Annotated in this window: 17 protein-coding genes; 12 read left to right on the forward strand and 5 right to left on the reverse strand. The window is 45.4% G+C overall.

All coding sequences use genetic code 11. The annotated features are described in order from the left end of the window. Nucleotides 1-24: 24 nt before the first annotated feature. The 3 genes from HII30_RS00595 (at nt 25) to HII30_RS00605 (ending at nt 2,969) form a co-directional block, all read left to right on the forward strand. A complete protein-coding gene (locus tag HII30_RS00595) occupies nt 25-1,470 on the forward strand; it encodes an ATP-binding protein (protein WP_169502986.1) in 1,446 nt (481 codons plus the stop codon). A gap of 42 nt (nt 1,471-1,512) precedes the next feature. Further along, on the forward strand, nt 1,513-2,469 hold the full coding sequence (locus HII30_RS00600; RefSeq protein ID WP_169502987.1) for a sigma-70 family RNA polymerase sigma factor: 957 nt from the start codon (nt 1,513-1,515) through the stop codon (nt 2,467-2,469). A 74-nt stretch (nt 2,470-2,543) separates the two neighbouring features. Beyond that, nucleotides 2,544-2,969, forward strand: a complete 426-nt coding sequence (locus HII30_RS00605; RefSeq protein ID WP_169502988.1) for an SRPBCC family protein — start codon at nt 2,544-2,546, stop codon at nt 2,967-2,969. A 401-nt stretch (nt 2,970-3,370) separates the two neighbouring features. Here the strand turns inward: HII30_RS00605 and HII30_RS00610 are convergent, their stop codons facing one another. Further along, nucleotides 3,371-4,243 (reverse strand): AraC family transcriptional regulator, encoded by an 873-nt coding sequence (locus HII30_RS00610; protein WP_169502989.1) that lies wholly within the window; start codon nt 4,241-4,243, stop codon nt 3,371-3,373. 269 nt (nt 4,244-4,512) lie between these two features. Between HII30_RS00610 and HII30_RS00615 the strand changes: the two genes are divergently transcribed. The 5 genes from HII30_RS00615 to HII30_RS00635 all read left to right on the forward strand — a co-directional run bounded on the left by HII30_RS00615 (nt 4,513) and on the right by HII30_RS00635 (nt 6,676). Next, a complete protein-coding gene (locus tag HII30_RS00615) occupies nt 4,513-4,998 on the forward strand; it encodes a hypothetical protein (RefSeq protein WP_211184349.1) in 486 nt (161 codons plus the stop codon). Beyond that, nucleotides 4,986-5,528, forward strand: a complete 543-nt coding sequence (locus HII30_RS21420) for a CD3324 family protein (protein ID WP_211184350.1) — start codon at nt 4,986-4,988, stop codon at nt 5,526-5,528. The genes HII30_RS00615 and HII30_RS21420 overlap by 13 nt, the downstream gene beginning before the upstream one ends. Nucleotides 5,529-5,673: 145 nt before the next feature. Then, complete coding sequence (locus tag HII30_RS00625; protein ID WP_169502990.1) at nt 5,674-5,913, forward strand: ribbon-helix-helix domain-containing protein; 240 nt, start codon at nt 5,674-5,676, stop codon at nt 5,911-5,913. Nucleotides 5,914-5,939: 26 nt separating this feature from the next. Further along, nucleotides 5,940-6,332, forward strand: a complete 393-nt coding sequence (locus tag HII30_RS21975) for a hypothetical protein (protein ID WP_169502991.1) — start codon at nt 5,940-5,942, stop codon at nt 6,330-6,332. Next, on the forward strand, nt 6,308-6,676 hold the full coding sequence (locus tag HII30_RS00635) for an iron chaperone (protein ID WP_169502992.1): 369 nt from the start codon (nt 6,308-6,310) through the stop codon (nt 6,674-6,676). The genes HII30_RS21975 and HII30_RS00635 overlap by 25 nt, the downstream gene beginning before the upstream one ends. A gap of 70 nt (nt 6,677-6,746) precedes the next feature. On the opposite strand, the gene HII30_RS00640 is transcribed toward HII30_RS00635, so the two are convergent. Next, the gene (locus tag HII30_RS00640; RefSeq protein WP_169502993.1) at nt 6,747-7,418 is read right to left on the reverse strand and encodes an NAD(P)H-dependent oxidoreductase; all 672 of its coding nucleotides are present in this window, start codon (nt 7,416-7,418) and stop codon (nt 6,747-6,749) included. Between the two features lie 174 nt (nt 7,419-7,592). Between HII30_RS00640 and HII30_RS00645 the strand changes: the two genes are divergently transcribed. After that, nucleotides 7,593-7,973, forward strand: a complete 381-nt coding sequence (locus HII30_RS00645) for a winged helix-turn-helix transcriptional regulator (protein ID WP_169502994.1) — start codon at nt 7,593-7,595, stop codon at nt 7,971-7,973. 82 nt (nt 7,974-8,055) lie between these two features. Here HII30_RS00645 and HII30_RS00650 read toward each other — a convergent pair whose 3' ends face one another. The 3 genes from HII30_RS00650 to HII30_RS00660 all read right to left on the reverse strand — a co-directional run bounded on the left by HII30_RS00650 (nt 8,056) and on the right by HII30_RS00660 (nt 11,742). Then, nucleotides 8,056-8,967, reverse strand: coding sequence for a carbohydrate ABC transporter permease (locus HII30_RS00650; protein ID WP_169502995.1), 912 nt, complete (start codon nt 8,965-8,967; stop codon nt 8,056-8,058). A gap of 13 nt (nt 8,968-8,980) precedes the next feature. Continuing rightward, the gene (locus HII30_RS00655; RefSeq protein WP_169502996.1) at nt 8,981-9,934 is read right to left on the reverse strand and encodes an ABC transporter permease; all 954 of its coding nucleotides are present in this window, start codon (nt 9,932-9,934) and stop codon (nt 8,981-8,983) included. A gap of 83 nt (nt 9,935-10,017) precedes the next feature. Then, a complete protein-coding gene (locus HII30_RS00660; protein WP_169502997.1) occupies nt 10,018-11,742 on the reverse strand; it encodes an ABC transporter substrate-binding protein in 1,725 nt (574 codons plus the stop codon). A gap of 260 nt (nt 11,743-12,002) precedes the next feature. On the opposite strand from HII30_RS00660, the gene HII30_RS00665 reads away from it, so the two are divergent. The 3 genes from HII30_RS00665 to HII30_RS00675 all read left to right on the forward strand — a co-directional run bounded on the left by HII30_RS00665 (nt 12,003) and on the right by HII30_RS00675 (nt 14,045). Next, nucleotides 12,003-12,692, forward strand: a complete 690-nt coding sequence (locus HII30_RS00665) for a metallophosphoesterase family protein (protein ID WP_169502998.1) — start codon at nt 12,003-12,005, stop codon at nt 12,690-12,692. A 6-nt stretch (nt 12,693-12,698) separates the two neighbouring features. After that, nucleotides 12,699-12,896, forward strand: coding sequence for a hypothetical protein (locus HII30_RS00670; RefSeq protein WP_169502999.1), 198 nt, complete (start codon nt 12,699-12,701; stop codon nt 12,894-12,896). Between the two features lie 489 nt (nt 12,897-13,385). Beyond that, nucleotides 13,386-14,045, forward strand: coding sequence for a glycosyltransferase (locus HII30_RS00675; protein ID WP_343045026.1), 660 nt, complete (start codon nt 13,386-13,388; stop codon nt 14,043-14,045). The last annotated feature ends 41 nt before the right edge of the window (nt 14,046-14,086 follow it).

The following is a 14,086-nucleotide window of genomic DNA, read 5'->3' on the forward strand; positions in this document are numbered from 1 at the left end:
ATAAGTGTGAGAGGGGGTTGGAGCATGAAGAATTTGATTACGGATGAGAATATCCTGCAAGTATTAAGAGGGTATAACAGGTGGTGGGAAATAGGTGAAGTTCCTGAGGATTTCGCCAAACCTGTAAAACGATTCGCATACTATGATGCCAAACAAAGTTTCGAGCACACAACGATTCGGAGGCATGTCATATTAACAGGACCACGTCGAGTGGGAAAATCAACCATCCTGTATCAGACCATACAAGAGGTACTGGAATTGGGGGTACAATCAAAGAATATTCTTTATGTTTCTTTTGATCATCCCATTCTTAAAGTTTCTGATATAGACCGAATCCTGAAAATTTTTATCAACAATATAGCCATCGACGAAGGTGTTCACTTGTTTTTGGACGAGATTCAATATGCCCAGGATTGGAATGGGTGGTTAAAGACGATATATGATAACAACCCTTCGTACCGAGTTATGGCAACAGGATCAGCAAGCCCGGTTCTGAGTGAGAAAATGCCGGAAAGCGGGGTTGGACGCTGGGTCCAAATTCGGATCCCGACTTTATCTTTCTATGAATATCTTGAGCTCCGAGGGATTGAGAACCCGAAAATAGATGAAAACATCAGACCGACAGCGTTAAGCGAGTTAAGTCACAAGGAACTAGTCGGGCTTATGGGGAGCCTCCAACCGTTGGAGCGTCACTTTCATAGGTATTTATTGATTGGCGGGTTTCCAGAAATCGCACAAAGTGACGATCTGTCCTATGCGCAAAGAATAATTCGAGAGGACATTGTCGATAAGGCATTAAAAAGAGACATGGTGTCTCTTTTTAATGTACGGCATATCGATGAGCTGGAACGGATTTTTTTATATTTATGTATGACCACAGGAAACATTGTGGAAGTATCAACTATATCCAATAACATGGACATCACTCGGCCAACGGTTCTGAAATACCTTCATTTCCTGGAGCTGGCTAATCTTATTTACACCGGCTATCCCGTTGATATGGCTGGGAAAAAGTTGAAAGCAAAACCGAAGGTTTATTTGGCGGATGCGGCTATCCGTAATGCTGTTCTTTTACAAGGTGAGGAAGTGCTTCAGGATCCAGAACAGATGGGCATGATCGTGGAATCCGCTGTGTATAAGCATATCAGCACATTCTGTTATAACTTCAACCCCAAGATTGGATATTACAGAGATTCTAGTTCGCAAAAGGAAATCGATATTGTAGTGATGATGCCCAACTCTAAAATTCTGATTGAAATCAAATATCGGGAGAATCCAAAGATAAAAGAGAGCGAGGCTATTGTAGATTGGTCTAAGAAAGATAAACTGGCATCGGCCTCTTTATTGGTAACCAAAAATGCGGGAGATTATGGTTTACTGGATCATGCCCCTATTATGAGAATACCTGCGTTTGCTTTCTTATACTTGCTTGGCCACGCGGAGAAAACTCGGTTTAGAAAACCACAATGATAGCGATGAAGTCAAATAGGATTGCGTAAGGGGAGAAATGGTATGAGCGAGAAAGCATTGGATCTGCAGCTACTGGAGGGGCTAAGGCCGGAGTTAACCTCTTTTTGTTACAGAATGCTGGGATCGATGGATGACGCTGACGATGCTGTTCAGGATACCTGCATCCGGGTCTGGCAAAGCTGGGACTCATTCAGACAGGAATCGTCTTTTAAAACGTGGATTTACCGTATCGCTTCAAACGTATGCCTGGATAAGCTAAGGAAAGCTAAACGACGTACTCTTCCTGTAGACCTGACTGAACCGGCGGTCTCCATGGTTGTGCCTCATGAAACGCAGCCGGATTCTTCCTGGGTATGGGTCGCTCCTGATTTTGGGGAAAACCCTGAGGACATACTCGTCCGGAAAGACACCCTTCAGCTATGCTTCATCGCACTCTTACAAACCCTGCCTCCCCGCCAGCGGGCGGTCCTTATTCTGAAGGATGTATTTGAATGGTCTTCTAAACAAATCGCGGAGACGTTAGGGATATCCGCAGCAGCCGTTAACAGCGCACTGCAAAGAGCCAGAGAGTCGATGAATAAAACCAAGCTCCGATCGGATGAACTCAGCAAGATGGATGCCGAACCGGATCACGAGCTGCTGTCACGGTATGTGGAAGCCTTCGAACAATTTGATATCGATGCGCTTGTAGCGTTATTTCATGAAGAAGGCTGTATGTCCATGCCGCCTTTCGCCATGTGGATCCGCGGCAGGGACGATTTGTTTCAGTTTTTCTCCCTTACCCGAAGTCATTGTGAGGGTTCAAGGTTTGTTCCAGTAACAGTGAACGGCGGCTATCCTGCCCTTGCGCAGTACATGCCTAGCGAGGATGAATCCATTCTGATCCCATGGGGTATTCACGTTTTGGAAATCAAGGATAAGAAAATACTCCACGTTCAGAATTTTATTAAAACGAAATTATTTTCTCGATTTGGGCTGCCGGATCAAATATACCGATGAATTTTGAACCCGGATGACGTCTATATCATTGAGAAACATAAAAACAATTAAATTGAACGGGGAGTGTTACAAAAATGGAATCAAATAAACAGGCGCAAGTAACCGTTGAGGCAGTCATTCTGGCACCGATTGAAAAAGTATGGACGTACTGGACTGAACCGGAACACATCATGAAATGGAATCAGGCTTCTGAGGATTGGCATGCACCCCGGGCGGAGAATGATTTGCGGATTGGCGGCAAGTTTGTGACCAGAATGGAAGCCAAAGACGGCAGCCAGGGGTTTGATTTTGGGGGAGTGTATGACAACGTAAAACCGCATGAGGCGATAGCCTATACCATGGAAGATGGGAGAAGGGTCGAGATCACCTTTACCAAGCAAGGCGATCACACACAGGTGAGCGAAACTTTTGATGCTGACAGCACTCATCCCGTTGAGTTTCAGCAGGCCGGCTGGCAGGCGATTCTGAACCATTTTAAAAGCTACACAGAAGCTAGATAATCAGCTCCTTTCGAATAAAATTCGTTGCTGTGTGCATAATACAATACCTTATGTATTCCACGTATATAAGGGAGCAGATGTGTGTGAAGAGGAAAGAGCTGCTGGCGATGCTGTTATGCGGGGCAATTATTGTGGGCATGGCATGCAACGATGGCGATGAACAAAGAAGCGGATAGATGATATCGCAACGTTTCTAAGCGAGGCTAATCCGAACTTTAGCAGATATCCTGACAGAGGGCATAGTTAAACAGTTTCCGGAGAAGTTTTAAGAGGTTGCAGCCGAGTTCAAGCATTCGGGAGAATTTCTGTATCGAATAAAAAGGCACACGGGTGGGGTGCCTTTTTTTTCTGCGCTGTACTTTTTTCCATTAAAAACGGATGAGTCCACTTGCGCTTCTAGTTCAGGCCTCTTCCATTTTAACAACAGGAATCCATACTTGCATTTCATACATATTACCGCCATGATCATACGTCATTTCCATCTCAGGACCATTGGCGAATTCGTAATTGGAACTTGGAAACCATTCACTCCAGATCCGTTTCCACAATCCGTGAATATCATTCTGTCCGTCAGGATTGACTCCGGTTGAGAAGATCGCGTAGGTTTGAGGAGGAATAGACAGGGTTTCAAATTCCTTAGGCACTCCAGTTTCGGGCAGGAAATAACCCATCATATAGGAAAGCTTCTCGCCATCATTGTTGTACAACACCGCATGAATCTGGCCATTCTCCCCTAGCCCCGCTGCTGTACGAATACGATCGACGGTGCCATCAGCAATCCGCTGCCTCCAAAATTCAGGTATTTCTACAAATGGCTTCTCGCCATCTGCATGGATCAGAGTAGAAACACCGAACATCTCAAATCCTGCTTTATCCTCAATCTTGTAATTCATCTCTTCATCACCCCGTATCGAAATATGAAAGGTTAGCCGGGGATAGGCTTTTAGTGAAACGCCCTTATCGCGCGCTGATATAGGCATTACACCCTGCATTTTTTTGAACGCTCTGGAAAAAGCTTCTGGTGATTCGTAACCATACTTTGCAGCGATATCAATAATCTTCGTACTGCTTTGTTGAAGTTCGAATGCAGCAAGAGTCAAACGCCGGCGCCGGATATATTCCGAAAGCGGAACATTTGTGATGAATGAAAACATACGCTGAAAATGATACGTGGAACAGCAGGCCAATAGAGCTGCCTGATCATAATCCACCGCTTCAGTCAGATGAGTTTCGATATAATCCATAGCGTGGTTCATGCGATCCAGCCAATCCATATTCCAAGCCTCCTTTCAAGGTTTACTATACGAGGTACTGAAAGAGGTTGCCTTGCTATCTCTGCACCAAAATATCATGTTCTACATAGGGTTTGTAAAAACCTCTTAATATAGGTCTGTTCTGGTAGAATGCTTTATGGTTTAAGGGGGGGCTATATGTAAAGCTTCTTTAATCTATATACGGCCTATATGCCGCCTCACTATCGATGATATTCTTAACCTGTATCAGATGCGCACCTGATCATCATTTATGGAAGTGGGGATGGAAAATGGGTAAGGATACGGTCATTCGATCATTGCTGTCGGAACAGGTGAGTATAACGCCGAATGGATTTGTCGCAGATCTGCTGACTCCTGAACAGTTTACGGCGCACCATGAATTGTTTTTTGATAAACTGTTGGAGATACATGCTTCTGATCTAGCAGGCTTGGAGGGCTACGGGGAGTTTGATGAAGAGTGCAAAACAGGATATAAATCCTGCGAGGATTTCTTGATCCATACCTTTGCGGATGATCAGGAGGGCTACTGGTATCATTGGAGAGAGATGTTTGATACCACGATTCTCGAACGGGAGTTTTTCGAGAAATATTTTAATGAAATGACAGCCAGAATTCCTTATTGTGAAGGGCATCGTTATCTGGTTAACAATAATACATTTTTTGAGATCATGATCACGGACGGGAGGTCTACACTCGGATTTCCGGATTGGAGCAGATCGGGGATCTGTGATTTCTTACTCGATTGGAACTGTTGAAGCAAGTTCAGAAATATGCGGCGGGCAAGCTTCTTTATATTCCCTCCGGGGAGGAAAAAAGAGCTTGGGGCGAAACGACCGGCTACCGGGAACAACTGCAGAAGCGCAATCAGATGATTCGTAATAAGTACGCACATGGGCTTACGGTTTCAGAACTTGCGGACGAATACTGTTTGTCCCTGGATTCGATTAAAAAGATTCTTTACTCCAAGAACCGAGACAAGAATTTGAATTATGTTCCCACTCTGGAATCCGCTGTACGCTACGCGAATGCCGGGATGCTCGAAGAGTGGGCCCAGTCTTATTTACTGCTTACCCAACAAGCGCTGCTCGCTGCAGAACACGTTATTCAAGAAAATGCTCTATATTTTGGGGTGATTAAGTTTCCCCTGCGTCTCATTCAATTTGAAACCCAGACCCAGGATACTGTGGGGCTGAAAGATGATCATGATGAGCTCAGAGGGAATGCGGAGTATAAAAGGTTCATGAAGTACTACGGAAACGTATTTATCTATATCAAAAATGTTTGATTTGCATTTGAATCGTCAATGAACATGACCTCTGTTCTTGGCGTTTTTTTACTTGAAAATATTGTTAATCGGACAGCTTTCGTGCTATGATAAAAGTAATTCAAATTGATTAAGGTTACTTAAATCAAAAGAAAAGAGGGTGGGAATGGACAACGATAATACGGTCAAAGTGGGGGTCTCTAATAAAGAGGGGCAGTTAGGTTTTATGTTCACAAGAGGCGGTATACGTGAAGGCTCTGGACGAAAGAGCATCGGTGTGACAAAGAAAATATCATTAACCTTACCGGAGGAGCTGTGGGCGGAAATTGAAAAACATGGCACTGAACATCAACAATCCCGGTCGGAAGTGATTCGCAATATTTTGGATTCCTATTACTCCCGTTAAATCGAGCTTGAGGAGAGATGAGGTTAATGTGGGTTCAACTAACCAAGGATAATCTAATCCACGCCATGCAGCATGTTATAAAGGCGGTATCTCTAAACAGTCCGATACCTATACTTACGGGTGTACATATTCAAGCGCGTCTAGACGGAATCACGTTTACGGCGAGCAATACAAGTATGACGATACAGACGTTGATCCCTCAAAACTGTGATTCCGTTCATATTCAGCGGGAGGGAGTCGTCGTTATACCTTCAAAATATTTCTATGAAGTAATTCATAAGCTTAATGCAGAGACGGTTATTATGGAAACTAAGGACGCACAATTAATGAATCTGTTTAACAGGCTAGGCCGATATCATTTTAGGAAGCTCATTCTTTTAAAGGGGGAAATAACATGGAAGTGTTTGCCGAATTTTTAAACAACATCGATAACCCGGAGCATCGAGCGCGTATGGAAGAGGTTTTATCCAGCGTTATACATAAGTTCCCGGATCTTGTGCCTGTGATCAAGTGGAATCAGCCTATGTTTACCCATCACGGAACCTACATTATTGGCTTCAGTACCTCAAAAAAGCATATGGCTGTATCCCCGGAGAGTGCGGGCATGATTCACTTTTCGGAAGAGATTAGTCAGGCTGGTTATGACCAGACGAAGCAATTAATACGTATCCCGTGGAATCATCCGGTTGATTACGAATTACTTGCGAAGATGATCCAGTATAATCTGGAGGATAAGGCAGACTGCACGACATTTTGGCGATAGTTCATGAAGTCAACATTAACAAAGCCGGTGCACTTCTCAATGGAAGTGTACCGGCTTTTAACGTTCTCTATTACATAACCCACTCTACGATTTCTTCGATGGCTCTTCTTGCTTGCGGGTGTTTTGGATCTTCCGCACGATATCCAAATGCAACCATCACAGAAAGCTCATAGGTTTCGTCATCCAGCACATCGGCTTCTTTTAAGATGCGGGTTACTTTATCAAGATTAAACCCTTCCATCGGGCAGGAGTCGATACCAATTTGAGCAGCAGCGGTCATCATATTGGCGAGGGGAAGATAGGTCTGCTTGGATGCCCAATCGATCAGGGTTCTTTCATTGTCGAGAATACGGAAATCATTTCTTTGGAAATCTTCATAGACGACGGGTATAGGTTTAAATGCTTCTTCTGAGAATCCTTTAATGTTCTTATAGATGTATTCTACATATTTAGAATCATATCGGGCGTCTTTACGTGCCAGCAGAACCACCAGATGACTAGCCGTCGGAATTTGTCCTTGCCCGCCGAAAGAAACTTCACGAATCTTCTCGCGCAGTTCTTCATTTTGCAGAACGAGAAATTTCCAAGGCTCAAACCCGACAGAACTCGGTGATAATCTCCCAGTCTCTAAAATAAATTGAAAATCCTCATCTGATATTTTCTTGGACGGGTCGAACGACTTTGCAGCATGACGGAAGGTGAAAGCCTCCAGAATTTCTTTTTTCTTTTGCTGTATATTCATAAGGATTCATTCCTTTGTATTATATTTTTTTCAACATTGTGTTGAGGTCATTGCATATGTTAAACTGCGTATAGTTTTTGAACAAGTACGCACATTTTTGTTTTGTAGTATTAAAAATGTAATGTAGTATCATTTTATATACCGTAGATATGTCTTGGAGGGAGGGGCTAATTGATGTCCGATGCTGCGAATCATACTGGCGTGGTGAATGCCGGGTGTCCGGTGACGGTGACGGTGGATGTGATCGGCGGGAAATGGAAAGGGGTGATCTTGTATCACTTAAGCTCCGGCGCCAAGCGTTTTAACGAGTTAAGAAGATTAATGCCAAGCATAACGCAGAGAATGTTAACCCTGCAGCTGCGGGAGTTGGAAGTGGATGGGGTTGTGCATCGGGAGATTTACCGGGAAATACCGCCCAAAGTCGAGTACTCTTTAACATCGTTTGGTGAAACGTTAAAACCGATCCTATTCATGATGAGAGACTGGGGAATAAAAAACGAGGAAGTCATTGTTACTAATCGAAATACGATGCTGGATGCTGGCCGCGAAGAATAAACGTTAGAATATAAAAAACGCAAGCGCCGTACAGGCTGCAGCTTACATGCAGTCTGTCGCACTTGCGTTTTTTAATATGCGTCTATCCTTTAACAGAACCCAGCGTCATGCCTTTAACGAAATATCGCTGCAGGAATGGATATACGACCAGAATCGGAACCGTAACGACCATGGTGATGGCCATCTTCACGGATTCCGGCGAAACCTGGTTCATGACTTCGCTCATATTACGGCCATGGACGGAATCGACATTCGTCGTTGTACTCTGCAGCACCTTCATCAACTCGAACTGGAGGGTGGTCAAATGCTTGCTTTGTCCGTTAAACAAATAGGTATCAAACCATGAGTTCCATTGTCCGACGGCAAGGAAAAGTCCGATCGTCGCCAGCGCCGGCTTCAACAGCGGAAGAATGACCCGCCAGAAGATCGTCCAGTCGTTGGCACCATCCAGCTTAGCAGATTCCTGAAGTGCATACGGGAGACCGTCAATGAAAGAACGAATGACGAAGACGTTGAAGGCACTCACGATGCCCGGAAGGACATATACCGAGAATGTACCCAGCATATTTAAATCCCGCATCAGAATATAGAACGGAATCAATCCGCCTGAAACATACATGGTAAGTGCGAGGTAAGTGGAAACAAACTTACGTCCGATGAAGTCCATTCGGCTGACGGTAAAAGCAAGCATAGCGGACGCGGCCAGACCCAGCAGCGTTCCGATAATCGTACGGAGAATCGAGATTTGCAGACCGGTGATCATTCCTCCGTAGGCGAAAATGGTCTCGTAGTTTTTCAGTGTGAATACTCTTGGATAGATGGTGATACCGCCACGGACACTGTCCGTAGAATCGTTAAGCGAGATCGCCAGTACGTTAAGAAATGGATATAGTGTGACAATGGTAACCAGAAATAGAACAGTGTAGACCACGATATCGAATACCCGGTCGGACCAGGATGTTGTGGAGCGAGATTTACTTGAACTTGAAGCCATCCGGCGTTCCTCCCTAAAATATACTTTCCTTACTCATCCGCTTAAACATTCCATTGGCGAGCAGCAGCAGCACGATACTGACTGCCGAGTTCAGCATGTTGATCGCCGTACCGAATGAGAATCGTCCCATCCCAAGTCCATAGTTAAGCGCATATAAATCCAGGACCTGCGAGTAATCGCTGACGAGCGGATTTCCGAGCAGGAATTGCTTCTCGAAGCCGATACTGATCAGATGGCCAATCGACATAATAAGGAGAATGATAATCGTCGTTCGAATACCCGGCAGTGTAATATGCCATGCTTGACGAACGCGGCTGGCCCCATCGACACGAGCCGCCTCGTAGAGCTCAGGCCCGATTCCGGCCATGGCCGCCAGGTAAATAATCGCATTCCAGCCCATTTCCTTCCATATGTCAGAGGCAGTTACGATATACCAGAACCAGCTGCCCTGTGCCATGAATTGAATCGGTTGATCGATCAGATTCAGTGAAAGAAGCAGGTCGTTGACAGCTCCCTCTGAACTCAGCATCTTGGTTACAATCCCCGCGACCACGACCCATGATACGAAATGGGGAAGGTAAGAGACAGTTTGGACAAAACGTTTGAGCGCCATGTGCCGCACTTCGTTCACGATGATGGCGAATAAGATTGGAACGGTGAAGCCGGCTATTAAGCCCATGAAGCTCATAGCGAGCGTGTTCCGCATCACGAGATAGAAGGTTGGATCCTCGAATAACGATTTGAAATGCTCAAATCCGACCCATTCTTGTTCGAAGAATCCGCGCGCAGGGCGGTAATTCTGGAATGCCATAGTCCATCCCCACAGGGGTAAGTAACTGAAGACGAACGCCCAGGCCACGAATGGCATCGACATAAGCAGCAGATATCTCTGCTGCACGATTTTGTGCCATAATCCTCGGCTTTTTGCAGGCACAGGTGCTTTCTCGTCAGGTGTAACGTTTTCCATCGAAATCCTCCTTGCAGAATACTTATCAAAAAAAAACACCCGGCCGATCAGGAAATCGTACCGGCCAGATGTTTCACATCATCTTATTTCCCGCCGCTGCCCCACAGTTCGACGCGGCCTTGCACGTATTTCGTAAATTCTTTTTCCATCTCTTCGACGCCGGATGCTTCGATTTCTTTCATGTAGTCATCCCACAGCTGATCGAATTGATCTGGCTTTGCTGTAATGATCTGCGGAATGCGCTTCCATGTGATATCCTGCATCTTCTTGCCGATAATTGTTGCTTTGGAGTCTGCCGGTGTTGAAATATTCCATCCAGCACCATATGCTTTCTCCTTGAATTCATCCTCTTTCGGGAACAGGTCTTTCCAGTTCTTAATCTTGTAAGCGGCTAACGTTTCTTTCTCTGCGGTATTATTGCTCGTATCTTCCATATCCGGATTGTTCTTTGTGAAATAATTTCCGGTAGAATCCTTCACACCATCACCATAATGCACGCCGATGTTCCAGTAGTTGCCCAGACCGGATTCTTTATAAAACGCGTTGCTGTCGCTGTTAATGCGATCTTGTACTTCTTTCGGAACGACACGCTTGCCGTTTTCAACAACATAATGTTTGCCTTCGATACCCCAGTTGGTCAGGATTTGTCCTTCTTCAGAAGCCAGGAAGTCCAGGAATTTGATAATGCGGACCGGATCCTTCGCCGTGCTGGAGATGGCGATACCATAGCCGCCCATGAAGCCCGTCGGCCAGAAGTATGGATGCTTAATATCTTTGGACAGGGTTACAGGGTAGTAGCCATAGGTTTTGTCAAACTGGCCGGAAGCGGATAATGAATTGATTGCCTCGCCGATCTGCCAGTCCTGATCGATTAAGCCAAGGACGCGTCCGGAAGCGATCTTTGCCTTATACTCATCATATTTCTGGGTAAAGCTTTCCGGATCGAGCAATCCTTCGGCATTGATATGATTGAGCCAGCGGAAGTACTCTTTCTCTGCAGGATCACGATAGTGATATGTTGCTTCATACGTTTCCTGATCGATCTTGAACTCCCCGTCTTCCGGCTTGCCGGTATGATACATCGCATTGTTCGTTACCGTAATGAAAATGCGCCAGTCGTCTGCAAGCAGGGATACGCCGATATTTTTGTTGCCGTTCTCGTCGGTCGGATGTTTCTCAAGATATTCTTTAATTACGCGCTCGTAATCTTCGACCGTCCGGATTTCCGGATATCCAGCTTCTTTCACAACACGATGCTGCAGCTGGGAACCGCCGCCAGCGTTAAACTTGACTTCATCAATGGCGGAATAGGTTGGAAGCGCGTAAATAGCGGGATCTTCCAGTGAATATTTCGCCCGGTTCATATAGTCTCCCATAACCTTCTTGATGTTAGGGGCATGCTCATTAATTAAGTCTGTCAAATCGATAACCGCTCCGGCATCAACGAGTTTGTTGATATCGCCTTTCGCGGAAATAATGTCGGGATATTGGCCGGATGCGGCCATCATCGCAATTTTGGCTGCAGGGTCACCTACTGCAAACTCTGCATCCAGGGTAACGCCAGTACGTGCTGTGATTTCTTTGGAAACTTCGTCATTCATGTCGTTCCAGTTTGAAATCGGATCTTCGCCGAAGAATGTAAACGTGATCGGCTCCAGGCTGTCTCCATTTGCGGACGCTCCGTTTGATGTTCCTTCATCTACGGAATTCTTTGTCGTATTGTCGCCCCCGGTGCAGCCTGCCATTAGACTCGCGCTCAGCAAGAACGTCGTAAACAGCGCGACGACTTTCTTTCCCTTCTTTATCATGTGATACCCTCCCCTGAGAATGTACGGGTCTTTATGAGGTGCTTTTCCTCTGACGCCATAGTTAAATGATAAATTCGTACGAGTCTGGCGAATATGATAAATACCTGACATTCATAACAAATATTTAACATGAACGTGAATTTCTTGACAAAAAACCATATCGGCGCAAAAATGCGGTCTTTTTAACATGGGTTTATGCCGTTCCGCGAATGTCCTCTTTTCCATAACATTAGGTATATGTTCAGGGGAAGGGTGACGATATGACGTTGTTCCAGACATCCAAAGACCGGTTGTTAAGGAATGTGGGAAGACTGAAGAGCAATGAGTTCACGTTTATTGGTATGGGTGATAGTTGGGCAGGGAATGGCCAGTCCAGCAATGCAATATTTACGGCAGCATTATCCGCTGTACGAAACTTGAAGAAAAAGCCATTATTTATTTTGCACAATGGAGATGCCGTATTCACGGGAACCGTACAAGAATTCAAGACAGGAGGCACCTATTCCGGTGTACCGGTAAAGAGCCTGCTGCAGATGATTCAAGATCGTAACAAAGGTGTACCAGACATTCCCTTTTTCATCGTTCCTGGGAACCACGAGCACACAGGTATTAACGGCCCGCTAACGAACTTCAGAACCTATATCGGTCCTACGCATTTCGCAATCCACCTCCCGAAGATCAAAACGAGCATCATCGGCCTGGATAATTCACAGGTCATCGGCTCCAATGGGAGTGGGCAGTCGATCTATGGTTTTGCACCCGGGGAACTGACTTTTCTGGAAAATGAATTGAAACAAGCGCAGAAGAACACGGTATTGACCATGCATGTTCCTCCGAGGATCGGGAAATGGGGTGATCCCCGTTATTTTAAGGATCCGACATCGACGTTCGGCAATGCCCGCGGCCAATTGACCAGGTTTCTGTCAGCGGTTCGCGGCAAAGTCGCTTAAGTTCTGGTGGGCCATGTTCATGCCCTGGATCAATTGACCTTTCAAGGTACGAGGTATCAGTTGTCTGGTGGAGCAGGTGCAGCTCTTGTCAAAAAAGGTTTTCTGAAAGGTGCGCCGACTCCGATCTTCCACATCATCGAATTCACTGTAAAAAATGGTGTCATTGTTAAACGCCGTGTCATACCGGTGGGTGAAACAGCATAGATTAATGTAAAAATAGGCACCTCGAGACCCTATTTTCATAAATTATGACTTGTTTTCAATGAAATACATTCGATTTTCACTATGATTTCTTTTAATAAAGGCGTATACTTGATTGTACACACCAGTGGTGAGGGGATGGACTAGAGGCTCTGCCTCTTCCGATCCATGGTAATCATGATGTGATGTAAATGAGAAGGAGGCGGTAGATATGATATGGCTGCGATTTTTTGTTGTCGGGATGTTCTCGGTGACTGCGCTTAGCTTACTTGGCTACCAAGTCGTCGAAATTACACACGCCGTTGCAGATGTTATTAAAAGCTATAAAGCTTAATATGTACAACAGCCTATGTGAAGCGCCAAAGAACAATATCCATGTTCTTGGCGTTTTTTTGTTTTTATAGTCAGGTATGCTCCTCTTTGCATAAAATTCGGGGTTGCGCACATAATACAACAGCCTATGTATTTCACGTATATGAGGAGCAGATGAATGTGAAGAAGAAAGAATGGCTTGCCATGCTGTTATGCGGGGCGCTTATTGTTGGCATGACACAAGCCGTGATGCCTGTGTCCGTGCATGCGAAGATGGATGAAATCAAGAAAGCGGATGGCCTGAGTCCCGCGATGGTGCAGTTGAAAGCAGATATGCAGAGGGCCTGGATTGACCATACCATATGGACGCGAAGCTATATCGTGAGCGCCCTTTCTAATCTTCCTGATCAGAAGGACGTATTGGCTCGGCTTTTGAAGAACCAGCAGGATATAGGCGATGTGATCAAACCGTACTACGGAGAAGCTGCAGGCAGCAAGCTGACGGCTCTTCTGAAGGAGCACATACTGATTGCAGGGAAGATCGTTGCAGCGGCCAAAGAGGGTCATTCTTCAGATGTGAAAAAGCTTGAGGCAGAGTGGCACAAAAACGCCGACGATATCGCAAAGTTTTTAAGCGGAGCCAATCCGAACTGGGACTTTAAAGAACTGCAGGATATGCTGTATACGCATCTTCAGCTGATCACGGAAATCGTCCTTGACCGGATTAAAGGGGATTGGACAGCGGATATTGCAGCAACCGATAAAAACGAGATCCATATGATTCATCTAGCGGATATTCTGACAGAAGGCATGGTTAAACAGTTTCCGGAAAAGTTTTAGAGGGTGCAGCTGAGCCCAAGCAGGCGGCTGTTGTTATATCA

This window comes from Paenibacillus lemnae, from assembly GCF_012933385.1.
Classification (GTDB): domain Bacteria; phylum Bacillota; class Bacilli; order Paenibacillales; family Paenibacillaceae; genus Paenibacillus_AQ; species Paenibacillus_AQ lemnae.

Bases quoted from the DNA above. Each gene is read 5' to 3' on its own strand.
- HII30_RS00595 (WP_169502986.1), top strand. From the start codon at position 25: ATGAAGAATTTGATTACGGATGAGAATATCCTGCAAGTATTAAGAGGG.
- HII30_RS00600 (WP_169502987.1), top strand. From the start codon at position 1,513: ATGAGCGAGAAAGCATTGGATCTGCAGCTACTGGAGGGGCTAAGGCCG.
- HII30_RS00605 (WP_169502988.1), top strand. From the start codon at position 2,544: ATGGAATCAAATAAACAGGCGCAAGTAACCGTTGAGGCAGTCATTCTG.
- HII30_RS00610 (WP_169502989.1), bottom strand. From the start codon at position 4,243: ATGGATTGGCTGGATCGCATGAACCACGCTATGGATTATATCGAAACT.
- HII30_RS00615 (WP_211184349.1), top strand. From the start codon at position 4,513: ATGGGTAAGGATACGGTCATTCGATCATTGCTGTCGGAACAGGTGAGT.
- HII30_RS00625 (WP_169502990.1), top strand. From the start codon at position 5,674: ATGGACAACGATAATACGGTCAAAGTGGGGGTCTCTAATAAAGAGGGG.
- HII30_RS21975 (WP_169502991.1), top strand. From the start codon at position 5,940: ATGTGGGTTCAACTAACCAAGGATAATCTAATCCACGCCATGCAGCAT.
- HII30_RS00635 (WP_169502992.1), top strand. From the start codon at position 6,308: ATGGAAGTGTTTGCCGAATTTTTAAACAACATCGATAACCCGGAGCAT.
- HII30_RS00640 (WP_169502993.1), bottom strand. From the start codon at position 7,418: ATGAATATACAGCAAAAGAAAAAAGAAATTCTGGAGGCTTTCACCTTC.
- HII30_RS00645 (WP_169502994.1), top strand. From the start codon at position 7,593: ATGTCCGATGCTGCGAATCATACTGGCGTGGTGAATGCCGGGTGTCCG.
- HII30_RS00650 (WP_169502995.1), bottom strand. From the start codon at position 8,967: ATGGCTTCAAGTTCAAGTAAATCTCGCTCCACAACATCCTGGTCCGAC.
- HII30_RS00655 (WP_169502996.1), bottom strand. From the start codon at position 9,934: ATGGAAAACGTTACACCTGACGAGAAAGCACCTGTGCCTGCAAAAAGC.
- HII30_RS00660 (WP_169502997.1), bottom strand. From the start codon at position 11,742: ATGATAAAGAAGGGAAAGAAAGTCGTCGCGCTGTTTACGACGTTCTTG.
- HII30_RS00665 (WP_169502998.1), top strand. From the start codon at position 12,003: ATGACGTTGTTCCAGACATCCAAAGACCGGTTGTTAAGGAATGTGGGA.